Source organism: Pseudoalteromonas sp. NFXS39 (genome assembly GCF_040148775.1).
GTDB lineage: Bacteria > Pseudomonadota > Gammaproteobacteria > Enterobacterales > Alteromonadaceae > Pseudoalteromonas > Pseudoalteromonas apostichopi.
On the sequence record NZ_JAGDEC010000018.1, the window covers coordinates 1 to 17,724 of the forward strand.

Sequence of the window (17,724 nt, forward strand, 5' to 3'; positions counted from 1 at the left end):
AATCTGGCGCGGATCTCATCGTAGAGCTGGGACTAATGAAAGTCTCTAATAGACTCTGAATACATTAGCGCAAACCATCTCCGTTATTTTAAATTATTAACTTGCAAAACGGGGCGTACCATACATTACTGCCCCATCCCCTTCTTTTCAGTGAAAAACAGCAAAAAATTAAACCTTTTTACAAAAAAACGCCCTCTTTACGCTCAAAAAACAAGCAAACAAACTTTTTCCTATTTACACAGCCGATTCAGCTAAGTATTATTCTCGCATCACGACGTGGAGAGATGGCAGAGTGGTCGAATGCACCGGTCTTGAAAACCGGCAGGGGTTTGTAGCCCCTCTAGGGTTCAAATCCCTATCTCTCCACCACTTATTTTTATTTGCTGATTTATTTCAGCAAATTACAATCAGAATTATGCGCTGGAGAGGTGGCCGAGTGGCCGAAGGCGCTCCCCTGCTAAGGGAGTATAGGGTTTGTAGCTCTATCGAGGGTTCGAATCCCTCCTTCTCCACCATTTTATTGTTAAAAACCGCTTTTAAGCGGTTTTTTTATGCCCAAAAAACTTGCACACCTCATTATATTTCATGCATGCTAAGTATCTATTTGCTACACAAAGTGATGCTATGTTTCGTTTTGCTCTGTTTACTCTTGCTCTATTTGCCAGCACCTACAGCCAAGCCACTATTTATAAGTGCATGATTGACGGGGTTGCCACCTTTACAGAGAAGCCTTGTGGTAAGGATGCAGAAATCGTAAAAATTACACCATCACCAGTAAGTAATCTCACTCCAGCCACAGAGCAAGAACAGAAACAACAAAAACCAACCGACTTAAGTGTCGAGGATTACTTAAAAATTCAAAAAGCGGATCGCGAAATAGACCGCCTTCAGTTAGAAATCAAAGAGCTGCAAAAACAGCAAAATGAGCGTATTAACAGACTTAATAATATGACCCAAGATGCTGCGAACAGGTTAGGTGCAAAGTCTATTGATGACGCTATAAGTAAACAAAGCAAACGTATTAACACCTACTATAAAAGCCAAATAGCTATCCTCGAAAAGCAAGTAGCACAACTAGAAGAACACAAAAAATTACTCAAAGAACAGAGCACACAGTCCAATTAGCTTAACTTACTAAAACTGGTCAGACATGATATAACAGGTTTGCTGACTAAGTTTAGGAATCAATTGTTTTGCAAATTCACACGCTCGAAGGCTATATTCAAAATATCTATTTGATTGAATATTCAGATAAATTGATGCTACTTGATGGTTGTTGCCGCGCGGATGTTAATACCGTGTTTGACTATATCACCGAGCAACTAAAGCGCCCTATCACAAACTTAAAACTGATTGTAGTAACCCATATGCATCCAGATCATGCAGGTGGGGCTCATGCATTAAGAAAGTTAAGCGGCGCCAAAATTGCTACATCAAATGCCCCTGGACAATGGTATCGAGGCATTGATGGTTTCTTAATGCACTTAACCGATATCGCTTTGGCTTGGTGGGTCGCTGGAAGATTAAATAAAAAGCGTCATAACCTTTGGTATAGTCGTCACCTCGATGCTGATTACTACCTTACAACAGATGAAACCCTACCCGGCTTTGAGGATTGGCAGGCGCTACATAGCCCAGGTCATACCGACCGAGATATTAGTCTATACCATATCCCCAGTGAGCGAATTTACATTGCTGATTTACTAGTAAAAGTAAAAGGACAGCTAGTGCCGCCCTTTCCTGTTTTTTATCCTAAGCTGTATTTGAACTCTTTGCTGATGCTAAAAGCGCTGCAACCAAAACGAATTATGTTTGCCCACAGTAATGAAGTCTGTATTGATGACATCGACTTTGAGCAAATTTTGGCGCTGGTCCCCGAAAAGCCAATGACCCATTGGCGTTCAGTAAAAGCAAAAGCCCGGCAAGCACTTAATCTAAAACGCTTTTCACAGTCGTAATAAAAGTGTTTATATCCTGCTGATCATTATAAATATGAGCAGAGACTCTTAAACCTAAGTGACGCTCATCAACAGCAATATTCGCAGCCTCAAGCGCTGCTTTAACAGCCGCTTGTTGCTCACCAAAATGCATAATGGCAGTTCCAGAGCATTTATCAGCTTGCTTTGGTGAGCGCATATAATCAGCTAATTGCTCATGAAACTGTGCGAGCATTGCTAAGTTATGCGCTCGTACTTTCGCAATACCCAGCTCTGCAAAGTAATTAATACTATGCGAAGCCAAAATATAAGGTGCAACTGAAGGTGTTCCCCCCCAAAAGCGCAACGCGGTTTGATGATAAGCAAAGTGCTTAATATCAAATTCAAATGGGTTTTGATGAGAAAACCAGCCAACATCTTGTGGCCGACAAAATGAAAGTTGGTTGCTGTTAACCCATAAATAAGCAGCACCAGGTCCACCACATAACCATTTCACGCTTGAGCCCAGCATAAAATCGGCATCAAGCTTAGTTAAGTCAACCTCTAGAATCCCCGCAGACTGTGCAACATCAAGCAAAGTCAATGTGTTGTGTTGCTTTGCTATATTTATAATTTCACGGATAGGTGCTTGCTGGCCTGTGTTTGAATAAACATGGCTAATGAAGACTAAATCAATTTCATTATTCGCTAAATATGACTGCCAAACGTGAGCATCGGTTAAATCTTCATGTTTTCCAATAAACACGATTTCTGCACTTTCAGGTAAAGCTTTTTGCATTGCAAAGCCCATACTTGGAAAATCACTTTCTGCCATCAACACTTTGCTGTTTTCTTGCTGAAGTCGCGGGTGCGACATCAAAAGCTTGGTTAAGCCACTCGATAAATTAACTTGCGGGCAAAACAACTCCTTTTGCGAGTTAAATAACTTAGCGAGACTGCTTGTAAATGCCTCGACACCTTGCAGCCACTGTTGCCATGGTTCTTTATTTTCATTTTGCCAAGCTGCAAAAAACTGCTGATGGAAGTGCTGCTCAGCTGATTTTAATGGTCGCCCCACAGAATGGTTAAGCAAATAGCTGCCTTGTGGAATTACAAAATCGTTTTTGTTCATTACTTAATCCACTGTTTTAATTTAGTTAAATCATCAAAACGGGTGCGAATATCATCACGTTTTGCTGCCGCACGACGATCTCGTAACTGCTCTAGTGAGTTAAGTAACATGTGTAAAGGAGGCCCACTGGCTGTGACTTTATCCATATGCTGTTGCTGCATTTTCTGTGAAGGTTGTGCAATGTATTTACTAACCAATTGATTATGATGCCCAATCGCAGTATCACCATGCAGTTTGCACACTTGAATAAACAGCTTTAAATTAGTTTGTAGCCATTCGCTATCGCGCTCAGCTTCTGCAGCTAAAAAATCATCCATAATACTTGTCATACGCATGCTTTCACGCAAAATTTGCTGATCTTCAGGCATCATATACAAGAATTTATCCACCAGCATTTGCGAGTAGCTAGGTTCATTAGCAAAACAAAGGCCAAGCAGTAAATCGATAACATTAATGCCCGCAAAATCACCAGCATTCGCGCCACGATATACCTCTTTACCTACTCGATACGGCTTGTAATACGGGCGTACACAATAGAAAAAGCGGTCTGTATCAAGCTTGTTGTATAACGCATTGTTCGACTCAATAACATCTAGCAGTGCTTGCTTTGCCACTGCGAGTAAATCTGCTGCTATAGGGTGCGATATGCCCAATGGTTGAATTTTTAATAAAGCATCCGCCACACGCTTATACGCTAAAATACCCTTGGTATTGTAATCAACAAAGATTTTCTCATCTTCAAGGTCAGTAAAGCGCTTATACAAGCCATCAACAGCTTTATTGTGCGTGGTTAAATGCGCAGTTGCGAAACGAGGAGTTACACCAATAGATGCACCAATATGCATTGCCAGTGCTGAGGCTTCGACAAGGGGGGAGGTTGTTTCACGAGAAGGCTCTGTAATCTCATGACGACGGCATGCCGCCATATACAAACCAACATTACCTAATAAATCGAATGCGTTGTCAAAGCCTTCATCGGTATTACCTTCTGCAAGTAAGGCACGAATATGCTCATTACCTTCTTGCTCTAATTGACATTTAAGGTCTTCACCTACACCTTCTACATTCGCTTTATCGTCTTGTTGCCAATATAGTTTTTCTAGCGCGCTATTGATCTCAACAAAACGGGTGCGAAGCCAGCTATCAAATGCCTTTGTGTTCTCAGTCACAGGCTCACTCCAAAATAATTATATTGCGATAATGTTAACAGAGTTCAATGAGTGCTAATCGCCAAAATATAGACTAGAATCCATCTAGATTAGTGAAAATCACTCAAATAAAAATGAAATTAGATAAAAAAGACCAACAATTACTTAATGCTTTACAAGATAATGCAAGAACTTCTGTCTCGGAGCTAGCCCATTCTGTCAGCCTGTCAGATACTCCTTGCCTGCGCCGTATTAAAAAACTCGAATCAGCGAATGTGATCAGTGGCTACCATGCTGCCATCAATCCTAAAGCGGTTGATTTAAATGTGTCTGTGTATGCCTTTGTACGCCTAAACCAAAACTCAGTTGCCGCTGCTGAGCAATTTGAACAACAAGTTGAGAAACTTGATCATGTACTTGAGTGTTCTGTTATCTCAGGTAGTTATGATTATCTTCTAAAGATTATTGCCGCTGATTTAGAAAGTTATGAAAGCTTTGTGAAACATAAGCTAGGTAGTATTGATTGTATTGCTAACATCGAGTCGACGGTGGTCTTAAAACAAGCTTTCACTAAGCGTCATTTACCGCTAGCTTGACGCAGCTTGCTTGCAAATCAAAGATAACTCGATAAGCTAAAAACAGGCTTTAAAAGGATGCTTAAAATATGAAATTCATCAACTTAGTTGCTATCTCTTGGGCCATCAGTGGGCTATTTAGCAGCCCATTAATGGCACAGCAACAAACCTGCCTTACTCAGCTTGAAGACCAAGCACTAATGATGAAAAGTAAACGCGAAGGGCTGTTTAGAGAGCCATTACCACGCACCCATAGCACCTTTAGCTATAATATCGAGCAAGCATTTAGTGACTATTTAACCGCTGCGTACCTGCAAATTAGCAGCGAAAATCCGCGTGCTAGTTTGCCATGCCCTGTTTATACCGACACCTATCAGCAGCTTGTTGCACAAGGCGCTCGACCAGCTAACGCGACTGTTGCCGATTTAATAAGCCCATTCGAACTTAAACAGGCCGATAGCCGTAAAGCCGTACTCTTAATCCATGGTTTAACCGACTCACCCTTTACCTATCACGACCTTGCACAAGTGTATTATCAACAAGGGTATACGGTCCGCACAATTTTACTACCTGGGCATGGTACCGCTCCTGCTGCACTTAGAGACATAAATGCCGATGATTGGCAAAAAGCTAGCGTGTATGCCATTGAACGCACATTAAAAGACTTTGATCAGGTGATTTTAGGGGGCTACTCAACCGGTGCTGCACTGGTTATTGATTACTTAACTCAAGGCCCTGTCGATAATAAAATTACTGCTGCTATGTTGTTTTCACCGGCAAGCGAGCCACACAATAAAAACGGTTGGCTGGCGAAATGGGTCGATGCAATTCCATTTGTGAATTGGATTGATAAAGACGCGGATCTTGATTTTGCCAAGTATGAGTCGTTTCCATTTAGTGCAGCCTCAGCTAGCCACGAAGCAATGAGCCGTATCAGCCTTGATGAGCTTCGTTATCGTCAACAGCCTAATGTAGCAATATTTAGCACCTTTAGTGACGTTGACACCACGATAGATAACCAAGCAACCTTTAAATTACTAGCTAAACTGCACGACCCAAAAACGCGCAAAAATTATCAGCTTGATCGCCTTGTATACTATGGTGACGACAATAACATCCCAGCCAGCTTTCCTGCTGATTACCACATAATCCGTGATGACTGCGATACATATGATTGTAAAAAAATCAAAGGGATGTCACATATTGGTATCGTTAATAAACCCAGTAACCCTTACTATGGCCGTAAAGCTTTGTACCGAAATTGCGGCAGCTATTTAGATGACGATACGCTTTATACAGCCTGCAAATACCAAGAAGACATCGTGATGGGTGAGCGCACAGCCGAAAATTTACAAGCACACAAACCCTTTGCACGACTCACGTTTAACCCTTATTTCGATAAGCTCGCTATGCATATCAGCAGTTTCATTAAAGATATTGAATCGGCAGCACAATGAGTGAGTTTAGCCACCGCTGGTTTAATCAAATAAGCGAGATTGATGCTGCTCTTTGGCAGTCATTTTTTGATGATACACCCTTTACTGATCACGCTTTTTTAGCGGCTCTAGAACAAAGTGGCTGTGTGAGTGAAGAGTCGGGCTGGCAACCCATGCACTTAGCAATTTACCAGCAAGAACAGGTCATAGCCTTACTACCCGGGTATCTAAAACATCATTCTTATGGTGAATATGTATTTGACTGGGCTTGGGCTGAAGCCTACCAACAGCATGGCTTAGAGTATTACCCTAAATGGCTTTGCGGCGTGCCATTCACGCCTATTGCTGGGCAAAGAGTTAGTATTAACTATGCTGATCCTACTGAAGTCTATGCTTACATTCAGCACATACTCACGGCAACAGCAGCGCAGTTAGACTGGTCAGGTTGGCATATAAATTTTTGCCACCAGCAGCAAGCGACTGCATTAACTAGCGACACCGTAATGCAACGTCATGGCGTGCAGTTTCAGTGGTTTAATGAAGGCTATAAATGCTTCGAGGATTTTTTAGCTTCACTCACCGCAAGAAAGCGTAAATCGCTCAAAAAAGAACGCGCTAAAATAACTGAACAGCAGATAGCCGTAGAATGGATCGAAGGTGCTGACATCAGCAAACAGCACATGCAGCAATTTAGTCATTTTTACCGCCAAACCTATTTGAAGCGCTCAGGCCACAATGGTTATTTGAATACCGCTTTTTTCGAGTTATTACAGCAAAGCATGGCCGACAAACTGGTGCTAATGTTCGCTAAATATCAAGGAGAGGTGATTGCCGCCACACTCAGCTTTAAAGATCAGAACTGTTTATATGGTCGTTACTGGGGAACGAACTATGAGCTCGATAGTTTGCACTTTGAGCTTTGCTATTACCAAGGCATTGAATACTGCATTGCCAACAAACTAAAACAGTTCCACTCTGGCGCGCAAGGTGAGCATAAAATAAGTCGAGGTTTTAAACCTGTATATACCTATTCACTGCATCATATTCAGCACGGCGATTTTGCAGCTGCCATCAGTGATTTTATAATTAGAGAACGCCAACATATGGCGCTCTATAAAGCCCAATGCGAAAGCTTACTGCCTTTTAAACAGCAATAATTGGTTGTTTGCAGGCATTTGCACATCTTCAACAAAGGTTAAGCCAGCTTGCTCAGCGAGTTGGCAAATCGCTTCAAAATCACGAATGGCACTATTTTCATCTTGCTGTTTTAAAAAAGCATCAAATTCAGCATTGCTGGCACTGGTATACTTACCTTGATACTTAAATGGCCCATAAATACACAATTTACCTTTAGCCGCTAAATGCTTTGCTACACCTTGGAAAAAGCTCTCCACAAGCGGCCAGCTAATAATGTGCATCGTATTCGCAGTAAAAATAGCATTCACTGTTTCAACAGGCCAAGGATCATTGAGGTCGAGTGTTAATGGCGCATGCAAGTTAGATAGTTCAGCTTCTTGATGCCACTCTAAAATCCCAGGGTGATTAACCTCGCGATCACTACAATGCCACTGCAAATGTGCTAAATGCGTTGCAAAATGCACACTATGTTGCCCCGTACCAGAGCCTACCTCTAATACATTCGTCACATCAGAAAAGAACTCTTCTAATACGTTTAAAATAGGTAATTTGTTGTTTTCACAGGCTTGAGAGAAGGGTTTATCCATATAAATTAATGCACCATGTTTGGTAATTCGTGCACAACAGTAAAGCAAAAATAAATAGCAAAGTCGCGATGTATTTATTATTTAAAAATATAAAACCACTATTTTCAGCAGGTTACGATTATTAATTAATATTGGTACAGCTTATGCAATTTCTTAAGTGAATTAATCAATAGGAGTAATATTATGTATATCTCACCCTACACTGCTGTAGATGCAGCACTTGCTGCCAGCGAACGCGCTGAAAGCGAAAAAGCCGCCTTAACAAGTTGTGATGCTAGAGCAACTGTGATCGAACTACTTTCTCAATGTAATAAAGAAAATGTACAGGCGCCGAAAAAACATGAAACAGACCAGATTTTTATTCTCGGCTACAATTAATCACTCACAGTTAATCTATCCAGTCTTAGCTTCACTAGATAAGACTTGCACTAAAACCGATTAGCTGTAATGATAACAATTATCATTACAGCTAATCGGTTTTTCTATGCACTCTCACAATGCTATGCTGCAATATCAGCGGCAAATGAAATGTGTTTGCCAAAGACGAGGGCTACATGCCCCTGCACTTGTTGCTAACTATGTTGAAGCGGGTTTAAACATTGCACGCTATTACGAAAAGCATCACAACTTTATTTTGCAAGAGCTGTATCTAAGACGCACCTTTCATGAATTGCTTGAAAAGATGTGTGATTCATTAGTACATAATGCAATTCGTAAACAATGTTTGGCTCAGCTTTATAAACCGCAACTTGCGCTAAAGCGTTATTACAAAACTCATAACTGTATTGAAAAGTATTTCAGTTTGGAGCGAGAAGCATGTCTTCTCAGCCAAGAATTTAACCCGATTTAGGAGTGTTTATGAGCCAATTTAGAACCGAATCAGATAGCATGGGCGAACTACAAGTCCCAGCAGACGCTTTGTATCAAGCTCAAACGCAACGTGCTATCAACAATTTTAAAATTAGTGGCTTAGCCATGCCTAAGCAATTTATCACAGCCCTCGCCTATATTAAGCAAGCCGCCGCACAAAGTAACGCCGCATTAGGTCACTTGAACCAAGGCAAAGCGAAAGCAATTGAGCAAGCATGCCAAGAAATCATCGATGGTAAACACTTTTCAGAGTTTCCTGTTGATGTATTTCAAACCGGCTCTGGCACTAGCTCTAATATGAATGCCAATGAGGTAATAGCGACACTGGCAAGCCAACTGGCAAACGAAACTATTCACCCCAATGATGACGTGAATATGGGACAAAGCTCAAATGATGTGATCCCCACAGCAATTGCTGTAAGTAGCGCTATTAACATCATTTATGAACTATTTCCTAAACTAGATAAACTCAGTCAAAGCTTGCAAAACAAGCAAGCCGAAGTCGGCCATATTGTTAAAACTGGTCGCACTCATTTAATGGATGCCATGCCAGTAAGTTTTGCGCAAACATTAGCTGCATGGCAGTTACAAGTCGATCACGCCATGACAGGTATTCGCCAAGCACTAGAGCGGGTTTGTGAACTTGCACAAGGTGGTACAGCCGTTGGTACTGGTATCAATGCCGATCCAGCGTTTGCCGGTCAGTTTTGTCAGCACTTAAGTGAGAATTTAGGTATTCGCTTTAGCCCGAGCAAAAACTTCTTTTATAACATAGGTTCACAAGATGCTATTGTAGCGCTTTCGGGTCAGCTTAAGGTATTAGCCGTAGCACAGATGAAAATAGCCAATGACCTGCGCTGGATGAACTCAGGCCCTCTTGCAGGTCTTGGTGAAATCGAGCTTCAAGCCTTACAGCCTGGTTCATCAATTATGCCGGGTAAAGTAAACCCAGTAATCCCTGAAGCTGCAGCTATGGTCAGCGCACAAGTTATTGGCAATGACGCCACTATTACTGTGGCTGGTCAAGCTGGTAATTTTGAACTTAATGTGATGCTACCTGTGATTGCCTTAAACATTCTGCAAAGTATCGAACTGCTGGCTAATAGCAGTGAGGCACTTGCAGATAAAGCGATTACCAGCTTTAAAGTAAACCAGAGCAATGTTGATAAAGCACTCGCCAAAAACCCAATTCTGGTTACGGCACTTAATCCGGTGATCGGCTATAGCAAAGCAGCTAAAATTGCCAAATTAGCTTATCAAGAAGGCCGTCCAATTATTGATGTTGCTGCAGAACATACTGATATCTCACGTGAAGAATTGAGTGAGTTACTCAACCCAGCCAAACTAACCCAAGGCGGTTTGTAATCCTTTAGTACTCCTGTAGCTCTGTGATAACAGAGCTACTTTCTGAAAACTAACGTTTTTATTGCTCCACTTTGAGCAATGTGTATGATAGTGAGTACTTATTCAACGATTTTTAGGTATGTTATGCGCTATCCTCTATTGGCAATTTTATTTCCTGTGTTATTAACTGCGTGCTCTGACGCTGCAACGGATGGACAAGCCGAATCAACGGCAACAAGCGATAAACTTGTCGAGGCACCAAAAGCCGTAAAAATAGAAAATACTGAAGAAGTGACTAAAGCAGCTCCAGATAAAGCCACTATCAGCTCAGCCCATGAGCAGCTTAAACAATTAATCGATGATCCAAGCTGTGATAACAGCAGCCAATGTAAAGTATTACCTGTTGGTAGCCGTGCCTGTGGCGGCCCAAGTAGCTTCATTGTTTATTCAACCAAAACAGCTGACACGGCTGAAGTTGAAAAACTTGCAAAAGATATCACTGCCCTTGAAAAACAATTTAACGCAGCGAACGACATGATGAGTATTTGTCAGCATCTAACCGCACCAGGTGCGCAGTGTTCTGCTAATACTTGTGTTAAAATCGAAGGCTCAGCGGCAAGTGTATACTAAGGAATAAGCAATAATGGTTCGTTCATCGACTTTAAAGAAACTTTTCATCACTACAACTATGTTAGCAAGTATTGCTTTAACGGGTTGTGAAACAACAACGTCGGGTAGTTCTGTGCGCGTTGATTTGAGTGATTTAAATGATCAGCTGAACGATATCGTTAGTAATAATAGTTGTACAGCTAGTTTTCAATGTAAGGTGTTAGAAGTCGGTGAAAGAGCATGTGGTGGCCCAAGCCGCTATGTGGTCTATTCAACATTGAACACGGCACAAGAAAAAGCAGAGCAACTTGCTGAGCAAATTACAGCTGTTGAGAGGTCATCTGGTCAAGCATTAACCGTTAACGACTGTTCACCTGTCTTACCGGTACAATCGCTGTGTATCTCACAGCAATGCCAAGCCATCGAGATTAAGTAAGTAATGCAATAAGGCCGGATACTATCACCACACTGATGATACAAATCCCGGCCTTATAAATGTATTTTACATGCATTGTATTATGCACCCAGTAAGCATAAATGTAGCGAACAAAGTAACTTGCTGCAGTGCCAAATAATGCAAAAATAACTAAATACGCAAGTAAAATAATATCCACAGTCATGCCACTTCTTTCAAACATCTAGTCTCAGTGTAAGGGCTTAAAGAAGTAAAGGCAAAACCTTAGCTTTTTTTACTATGTTCAATGAGTAATTCAGCAACCCGCTGCTTTACAGCACGCTTATCATCGGCTGCAACACCAAAACGCTCAGCCAATAAGGCAATCTCTTCATCATTTAAGTTAAACGATAAACGCTGCCTGGTTTTTTTCGATTTAACGTCGAGCTCCAAAATCTTACGGATCATATCTGATGGGGTAAGCTCTTGGTCAATTGCTTGTTTTTTTATTGATTTTTGCACTTCACTGCTTAAATCAAACGCCATTTGCGTGGCTCTTACGGCCTGCTCCTGACGCTGCCACTTGGCTTTTGCATCACTCACTTGGCATCCCCAGGAAATAAATCAACAATATCGCTAATTGGTCTAGTTAACGTGAGTGATACTTCTGTTTCACCGCCTTCCCAGATCTCAATATTTAAACTATGTGATTCATCATCAGAGCTTAAACAAATCATTTCACACGGTTCACCGCCTTCGTCTTCGTAACGAGGTAAAGGCTTATTACGGTAATCCTTATTATGGAAATAACACACATAAGGGGCTTCTGTTTGTTTATAGCTTGATGCTAAAAAGTGGCTAAAGCGTTCAGGGCTACTCTGCACATTAATTGCCGTTAGCTCATCTTCATCAAAAATACGAGCGAACTCATCAAGGGTAAAAATCTCATCAACATCATCACGCTGAATTTTGATCGCAAAGTTTGCCCATTGTTCACCGTCATCTGATTCAATTTGCAAAAACACCACTTGGCCAGATTCACTCTCGAGTACCAGCTCATACTCTGCACTACGTTGATACTGATACGTTTGCACATCAATAACACGCAGTGTCTGTCCTTTTAACCAGCTTGGATAAGCGAACGAATCAATCACAGTTAGCATATCACCAACGAGTAATTGGCTTGGATCAGTAAGCTGACGCTCTGGTGCTTTTTTAGATTTGAAAAAGTTAAACATTGGCTGACTCCTTGTTGAAGTAAAAAAGGTAACCCAGTGCGTGGGTTACCTTTTGTCTTTCCGTTAACTGATTAGCTATTTTGTTTTGCTTTAATACGCGCCAAAATATCTGCGCTTTTTGGGTTGGTATCGCCGATACCCGCTTCAGCCATTTTCGCTTTTAAATCATCGCCGTTAGTATCAGCTTCTAATTGCTTAGCCGCACCTAACTGGTCTTGACGGTCTTGCTGGCGTTGTTTAATACGCTCTAGAGACTCGCGTGCTGATGTCATTGATGAACTATTAGTATTTAGCGTGCTGTTAACAGCCATTGTTGCTTGCTGCACACTTTCAGTCGTTTTAACCATCGTTAATTGACGTTGGTTTTCTTTAATCGACTTTTCAGCTTCTTTAACTTGCTGCTTTAGTTGCACAATGTGGTTACTAAAGCCAGCTAACACTTCTTCGTGCTCTGCTTTTTCAGCTTCGAAATCACCGATTTTTTCTGCGATTTCTAATGCTAACGCTTCGTTACCTTTTTCAAGTGCTTGACCTGCATACGCTTCATGTTCTGCAATTGATGCATCTAGTGCGCTAATTTTACGCTTTGTTTGCATCTCTTTTGCCATTACTTCGGTAAGGCTTTTCTTAGCGCGTTGTAAGGCATTTTGTGCATCAGCAATTTCTTGTTCAAAGATACGGATACCGTTTGCATCAACAACTGCTTGTCCTGCTTCACGAGCGCCACCACGTACAGCTGTAAATAGTTTCTTTAAAATACTCATAATCTTAACTCCAGAAATTGCTAATTAATCGTTTAAATAAATGGTCACGGCTTCAAGTGCATCAATCGCATTGTCAGCCAGTGTTACCAACTCATGGGTAATATCATCAAACGATGAATTAACCGATAACGCGCCAAAAATAGCGTATTTATCATCAATTTTTGCAAATGCGCTTAATGGAATTGGCACATTTAAACGTAGTAACGTTTCGTTTAACTCATTACGCATATCTGCTTGTACTTCGTTTTCAGCAAACAGGTAGCTAATACACAGTAATTGCTCTTCTGTTTGAGTAACAAAGATAGGTAACTCATCATTCCCATCGACGATAACTTGTAACACATCTTGTTCACCTTCGTTGGCAATCAAGAAAGACTCAAAGCTCACACCTTCTGTTTCAAAAGAAGCCAGTTTGATTGATAGTTCATTTAATTCCATGTCTCACCTTTTTACGTTTTGACATATTATGTCTGAGTTAAGATTTGCATAGCCGACATATTATGTCAACTATAAAATATCAATTTTTGTACAATTCGGTTTCAACTTGCCACGCTTGGCGGTAATAATCATATAAGGTTCCAGAACCTAATCTATTGACTTCTATCGTGTTTACTTGTTCAAAAAAATGATTCGGAAACACAAAAGAAGCCAATAAATATTCTTTGCTTACCCAACGAGATGGCACTGGTAATTCGTTAGTTTCACGAATTCGCTGACTTGCTGATTTGCCAGCCGTGGTCGCGATTGTCCAACCCCATTGACCAAACGAAGGAATATTTTGTTGGTATTGCTCAACATAACCAAAGCCAGCTGCTTTCATTGTTTTAGCAATACTTAAAAACGCTTTTTTCGCATGATAAGGCGATGTTGATTGCACAGCCACAGCCCCATCAGGCGCCAACAACTGACGCACATGATTATAAAAATAGTCACTGTACATCTTATTAAGGTCAGGATGGTTAGGGTCTGGTAGGTCAATCAAAATAGTGTCAAAGCGCATGCCTTTTGCCAACATAGCTTCAACTTCTAAAAAGGCATCTGCAATGCGAATATCAGCGCGAGGATCACTCATAGAATGCTTATTTAGCGCTGTTAACCGTGTTCTTATTTCCTCTGGCGCGTCATATTCACCGACCTCATTGCCAAATAAGTTTAACAACTGACCATCTAAATCAACCAAGGTGACATGCTTTACTGGCCACTTCAAAACATCGCGCAATGCAAGCCCGTCACCACCCCCGATGATCAACACGCGGTCATGACGATTTGAAGCCAACATAGCAGGATACACAAGCATTGAATGATAAATTTGCTCATCCACACTTGAGAACTGTAGACGGCCATTGAGGTAAAGATCAGTAATTGCATTCGGCTGATTGCGACTTAAACGCTCGGTTAACACTAAGTGCTGATACTTGGTTGCTTGCGAGTATATGACTTTATCTTTGTATAAAACATTGCTGAGGTTTTTCATCCAGCTGGTGCCAAGCACGAGCACAAGTGCAAAAAACATCAACAACAGTACATGGCAAACCAACAATAACTTAGCGAAGCGAACATGTTGATGATAGCGCCATAAAAACACCAGACCAGCAATAATATTAAACAACGCCGTCCAAGCTGCCGCTTGCATAATTGGCATTGCAAGCATAATGCTTACCCAAATCGCAGCACCGACACCGGCGCCAATATAATCAGCCCCGTAAATAGTACCCGCATTATTTTCTAAAAAGCGACCATAAACCTGCTGGCGAATACGCGCGATCAAAGGGATCTCCATACCAATTAATAGCCCGAGTAATAGGCCAAACACATAGGGTAAGAAACGTGACCACTCCTGTAGCTTTTCAAATACATAGCCGTTAAGGACAGTATCCGCAGGCAGGTTAAAAATTTCAGAGAAGATATGCGGCAATGAATAACTCACAGCGATAACGCTAGCAATCGCTAAAATACAGCCCATGCCGACCAAAGCAATAATACTCTCAAGCCAAGCAAAAGCAGTAAATGCATCTTTAAACCAACGCGCTAAAAAAGCACCGATACCCATAGCGACAATCATGGTACCAATCATGGCATAAATGGCGCTCTCGACCGAGCCTAGAACCCGACCTGCATAATGAGATAGCAGATATTCATAAATAAGGCCGCACCCAGCGAGTACGGCCATAACAGTTATTAATAGGAAGTCATGCCCAAGTAGATTGGCCCTACTTGGGGCGCTTGTTGTAGTAGACACTTAATTAGGCACCTAACAAGGTTGCCATAGTCGAACCTATCGCAAATGAAACCGCTGCAGAGATAGCAGCTACACCTACGTTTTTCTGGCGGTTTACTTCATCTGAAATATCACAGCCTGATAAGATGATTTTGATAGTCACTAAGTGTAATAAAATGAAGGCAACTAAACTTACCGCTGCACTTAATGCCCAGTAACCTAAACTAGCAGCAATGTTGTCAGCCGCATAAGGAGCGATACCTGATGCAGCAGTTAATGCCAATGCACTACCCACTAAAAAGCCAGCGTAACGAATACCCACGGCTAAGTTGCCGTCGATAACCGCTTGTTGCAAGCAGTCACCACTGCGATTAGTACGCTTGAATAACTGCACTCGATATTGGCTGATCAATAGCATCGCAATGCTGCCAATTGCAAAGGCCGCGATCACGATTGGAATACCATGCCAGCCTTCGGTCGCCACCCAAAATAAAGCTGAGCGAATAACAATAGCTACACTCACTACATGACCAAAATCAATCAATGCAGCAGTTGCGTTGCCTTTTACGATTTCGTCATGCAGACTCACTTTACGAAGCGCTACCTTGTCTTGGAAGAAATGACCAAGCTTAATAAGCACAATTGCCATCACACCATAACCTAGCATTTGTAATGCTTCTTGTTGTAGGGTAGGTGCAAATGCGCCGCTGCTTACACCACTAAGAACAATGGCAAGTGCCACAAGTCCGGCCGCAAAACTAATACCAAAAGCAAAATTGTCGCGCTCAGTTATTTCATCATTAGCATGTAAATTAGATACCCAGCCTTTGATAAATTTTAGGCTGACAAATAAAGCGATAATGATTGCAAAGTCGATTGCTAAAGCTTGCAACGACCAAGTTGTTATTCCATTAAATTCATACATATGTTGTAACTCCGGTGGTTATTCTTTTCACTACTTACCGCGGCTAATGCCACGTGATGTTCTGCTCGAGCTGTTTCGTAATGACCCAGAGCTTTTACTGTAACTACTGCTAGAAGCATAGCTACTACGGGTGCGTGGTGGTGTATAGCTGCTTCGGCTTAATCCAGATGCACCACTGCGTTTAGTGGCATACGGACTAGTGAATTGTTTACCCTGGCGTTGATAAGACTGACGAGTACGTGTCTCTACCGTTTGTTGTGCTTTAATCTGTTTTGGGCTCGAATAACGATAACGGCCATAGTCATTGTAATAGCTGTACTTTCTGTTTCTGCTCCAGCGACCATATTCAACTCGGTCGAATACATCGCCCAACATACGATACATCCCATACCAAACCCAAAAGCTTGTACCGTTGCTATTAGTTTGCCACTGCCCATAGTTAGGGTTACCGACCAATTGGTTACCAACGCTTTCACCTTCAGCTGCTTCACTAATAGCGCCAACCCTTGCTAGTGACCCTTGCGACATGTCTGCCAGCATATTGATAGGATCAGTAAGCGCATCTTGAAATAAAGATGGCTTGGCAGCATCACGAATGAGATCAAGTTGATGAAGGGTATCTTCATAAGGTGGTATTAGATAAGTAGACTTAACATCTGCTAAGCGTTGTGTAAGACCTGTATAAATAGCCCCGTCACGGGTCGCATCAAGACTAATTACTCGTGCGATCTCAGAAAGTTGCGGCTGCTGCTCAGCAAGCACCTGTCCGTATTGTTTAAGTATCGTCGCATTACGCAAAGAGCCATTATCAAGCGCTGTACCAAGCTGATTTAATTCAACCTCAGCTTTTTCTATGGATTGTTGTATTGTTTGTTTCAGCTGCTCTTCTTTCGACTCACAGCCCATAAGCAAGCTTACCAAACAAAACAGGCTAATAAGTTTCCAAGCTTTTATTTGAGACATTCATGTCACCTGATTGTGGTTTAAAAACGCAAATAGTTTTACATAGCTCAGGTACTAAACCAAGATTAAAATTGCAACAAAGGGTAAATTTGGTTGGTACATTGGGTAGATCGCAGCGAAACCCAACACAGAGCTATCAGATTTCAGCCGTCAGCGTTCAGCCGCTTTGTGGAGGTGTTTGGTGCTGAGTCTCCCTCTGCCAGAGGCTCTAGGCAAAGTGTACTTGTAGGAATGGATTCAGCCATGAATGTGTTTGTTAAGGTCTAGATTCGGCACTAACGTGCCTCCTACAAAGTTTTGTTGCTGAGGGAAACTCTGCACTATACAACCCCACATTTCAGCTGACGTCTGACGGCTGAAAGCTGACAGCTCCAGACGCAAAAAAGCCCGACTCTTTCGAATCGGGCTTTCTTTAATTTGGAGCCTGGCAATGTCCTACTTTCACATGGCAAATGCCACACTATCATC

21 protein-coding genes and 2 tRNA genes are annotated in these 17,724 nt (G+C 41.8%); 12 read left to right on the plus strand and 11 right to left on the minus strand.

Going from position 1 to position 17,724, the window contains the following annotated elements:
* The first annotated feature begins 278 nt into the window (after window positions 1–278).
* From J3455_RS19650 to J3455_RS19665, 4 genes are all read left to right on the plus strand, one after another.
* A tRNA-Ser gene (locus J3455_RS19650) sits at window positions 279–369 on the plus strand.
* 53 nt (window positions 370–422) lie between these two features.
* Window positions 423–515: transfer RNA gene (locus J3455_RS19655), tRNA-Ser, on the plus strand.
* A 109-nt stretch (window positions 516–624) separates the two neighbouring features.
* Complete coding sequence (locus J3455_RS19660) at window positions 625–1,125, plus strand: DUF4124 domain-containing protein (protein ID WP_167658791.1); 501 nt, start codon at window positions 625–627, stop codon at window positions 1,123–1,125.
* 68 nt (window positions 1,126–1,193) lie between these two features.
* Window positions 1,194–1,958: an MBL fold metallo-hydrolase gene (locus J3455_RS19665; protein WP_250661496.1), complete on the plus strand. Its 765-nt coding sequence runs from the start codon at window positions 1,194–1,196 to the stop codon at window positions 1,956–1,958.
* Here J3455_RS19665 and J3455_RS19670 read toward each other — a convergent pair.
* Both J3455_RS19670 and J3455_RS19675 read right to left on the minus strand, forming a co-directional pair.
* A complete protein-coding gene (locus J3455_RS19670; RefSeq protein WP_250661495.1) occupies window positions 1,930–3,048 on the minus strand; it encodes an aminotransferase class V-fold PLP-dependent enzyme in 1,119 nt (372 codons plus the stop codon). The genes J3455_RS19665 and J3455_RS19670 overlap by 29 nt on opposite strands.
* On the minus strand, window positions 3,048–4,217 hold the full coding sequence (locus J3455_RS19675) for a PrnB family protein (RefSeq protein ID WP_349562261.1): 1,170 nt from the start codon (window positions 4,215–4,217) through the stop codon (window positions 3,048–3,050). The genes J3455_RS19670 and J3455_RS19675 overlap by 1 nt, the downstream gene beginning before the upstream one ends.
* A gap of 113 nt (window positions 4,218–4,330) precedes the next feature.
* Between J3455_RS19675 and J3455_RS19680 the strand changes: the two genes are divergently transcribed.
* The 3 genes from J3455_RS19680 to J3455_RS19690 all read left to right on the plus strand — a co-directional run bounded on the left by J3455_RS19680 (window position 4,331) and on the right by J3455_RS19690 (window position 7,364).
* Window positions 4,331–4,792, plus strand: coding sequence for an Lrp/AsnC family transcriptional regulator (locus tag J3455_RS19680; RefSeq protein ID WP_130050086.1), 462 nt, complete (start codon window positions 4,331–4,333; stop codon window positions 4,790–4,792).
* Window positions 4,793–4,860: 68 nt separating this feature from the next.
* Window positions 4,861–6,228: an alpha/beta hydrolase gene (locus J3455_RS19685; RefSeq protein ID WP_349562264.1), complete on the plus strand. Its 1,368-nt coding sequence runs from the start codon at window positions 4,861–4,863 to the stop codon at window positions 6,226–6,228.
* Complete coding sequence (locus J3455_RS19690; RefSeq protein WP_178926450.1) at window positions 6,225–7,364, plus strand: GNAT family N-acetyltransferase; 1,140 nt, start codon at window positions 6,225–6,227, stop codon at window positions 7,362–7,364. Before J3455_RS19685 ends, J3455_RS19690 begins: the two co-directional genes overlap by 4 nt.
* Here the strand turns inward: J3455_RS19690 and J3455_RS19695 are convergent.
* The gene (locus J3455_RS19695; protein WP_130050089.1) at window positions 7,341–7,931 is read right to left on the minus strand and encodes a DUF938 domain-containing protein; all 591 of its coding nucleotides are present in this window, start codon (window positions 7,929–7,931) and stop codon (window positions 7,341–7,343) included. The two genes, J3455_RS19690 and J3455_RS19695, sit on opposite strands and share 24 nt — an antisense overlap.
* A 183-nt stretch (window positions 7,932–8,114) precedes the next feature.
* Here J3455_RS19695 and J3455_RS19700 point away from each other — a divergent pair, with 183 nt between their 5' ends.
* From J3455_RS19700 to J3455_RS19720, 5 genes are all read left to right on the plus strand, one after another.
* The gene (locus tag J3455_RS19700; RefSeq protein WP_130050090.1) at window positions 8,115–8,309 is read left to right on the plus strand and encodes a hypothetical protein; all 195 of its coding nucleotides are present in this window, start codon (window positions 8,115–8,117) and stop codon (window positions 8,307–8,309) included.
* A 106-nt stretch (window positions 8,310–8,415) separates the two neighbouring features.
* Window positions 8,416–8,781, plus strand: a complete 366-nt coding sequence (locus J3455_RS19705; RefSeq protein ID WP_349562267.1) for a hypothetical protein — start codon at window positions 8,416–8,418, stop codon at window positions 8,779–8,781.
* An 8-nt stretch (window positions 8,782–8,789) separates the two neighbouring features.
* Complete coding sequence (locus J3455_RS19710; protein WP_130050091.1) at window positions 8,790–10,166, plus strand: class II fumarate hydratase; 1,377 nt, start codon at window positions 8,790–8,792, stop codon at window positions 10,164–10,166.
* 123 nt (window positions 10,167–10,289) lie between these two features.
* The gene (locus J3455_RS19715) at window positions 10,290–10,775 is read left to right on the plus strand and encodes a hypothetical protein (protein WP_167658782.1); all 486 of its coding nucleotides are present in this window, start codon (window positions 10,290–10,292) and stop codon (window positions 10,773–10,775) included.
* Between the two features lie 13 nt (window positions 10,776–10,788).
* Window positions 10,789–11,190, plus strand: a complete 402-nt coding sequence (locus J3455_RS19720) for a hypothetical protein (RefSeq protein WP_130050093.1) — start codon at window positions 10,789–10,791, stop codon at window positions 11,188–11,190.
* Here the strand turns inward: J3455_RS19720 and J3455_RS19725 are convergent.
* From J3455_RS19725 to J3455_RS19760, 8 genes are all read right to left on the minus strand, one after another.
* Window positions 11,183–11,368 (minus strand): hypothetical protein, encoded by a 186-nt coding sequence (locus J3455_RS19725; protein WP_130052220.1) that lies wholly within the window; start codon window positions 11,366–11,368, stop codon window positions 11,183–11,185. The genes J3455_RS19720 and J3455_RS19725 overlap by 8 nt on opposite strands.
* 65 nt (window positions 11,369–11,433) lie before the next feature.
* Window positions 11,434–11,751: a hypothetical protein gene (locus tag J3455_RS19730; protein WP_054554605.1), complete on the minus strand. Its 318-nt coding sequence runs from the start codon at window positions 11,749–11,751 to the stop codon at window positions 11,434–11,436.
* The gene (locus J3455_RS19735) at window positions 11,748–12,386 is read right to left on the minus strand and encodes a hypothetical protein (RefSeq protein ID WP_349562270.1); all 639 of its coding nucleotides are present in this window, start codon (window positions 12,384–12,386) and stop codon (window positions 11,748–11,750) included. The genes J3455_RS19730 and J3455_RS19735 overlap by 4 nt, the downstream gene beginning before the upstream one ends.
* Before the next feature lie 71 nt (window positions 12,387–12,457).
* Window positions 12,458–13,150 (minus strand): PspA/IM30 family protein, encoded by a 693-nt coding sequence (locus J3455_RS19740; RefSeq protein ID WP_130050095.1) that lies wholly within the window; start codon window positions 13,148–13,150, stop codon window positions 12,458–12,460.
* A 24-nt stretch (window positions 13,151–13,174) separates the two neighbouring features.
* A complete protein-coding gene (locus tag J3455_RS19745; protein ID WP_054563728.1) occupies window positions 13,175–13,588 on the minus strand; it encodes a YjfI family protein in 414 nt (137 codons plus the stop codon).
* 79 nt (window positions 13,589–13,667) lie between these two features.
* Window positions 13,668–15,320, minus strand: a complete 1,653-nt coding sequence (locus J3455_RS19750; RefSeq protein ID WP_502935104.1) for a polyamine aminopropyltransferase — start codon at window positions 15,318–15,320, stop codon at window positions 13,668–13,670.
* A 73-nt stretch (window positions 15,321–15,393) separates the two neighbouring features.
* A complete protein-coding gene (locus tag J3455_RS19755; RefSeq protein ID WP_130050097.1) occupies window positions 15,394–16,293 on the minus strand; it encodes a DUF350 domain-containing protein in 900 nt (299 codons plus the stop codon).
* A gap of 30 nt (window positions 16,294–16,323) precedes the next feature.
* Window positions 16,324–17,256, minus strand: a complete 933-nt coding sequence (locus tag J3455_RS19760; protein WP_130050098.1) for a CHAD domain-containing protein — start codon at window positions 17,254–17,256, stop codon at window positions 16,324–16,326.
* Window positions 17,257–17,724 lie beyond the last annotated feature (468 nt).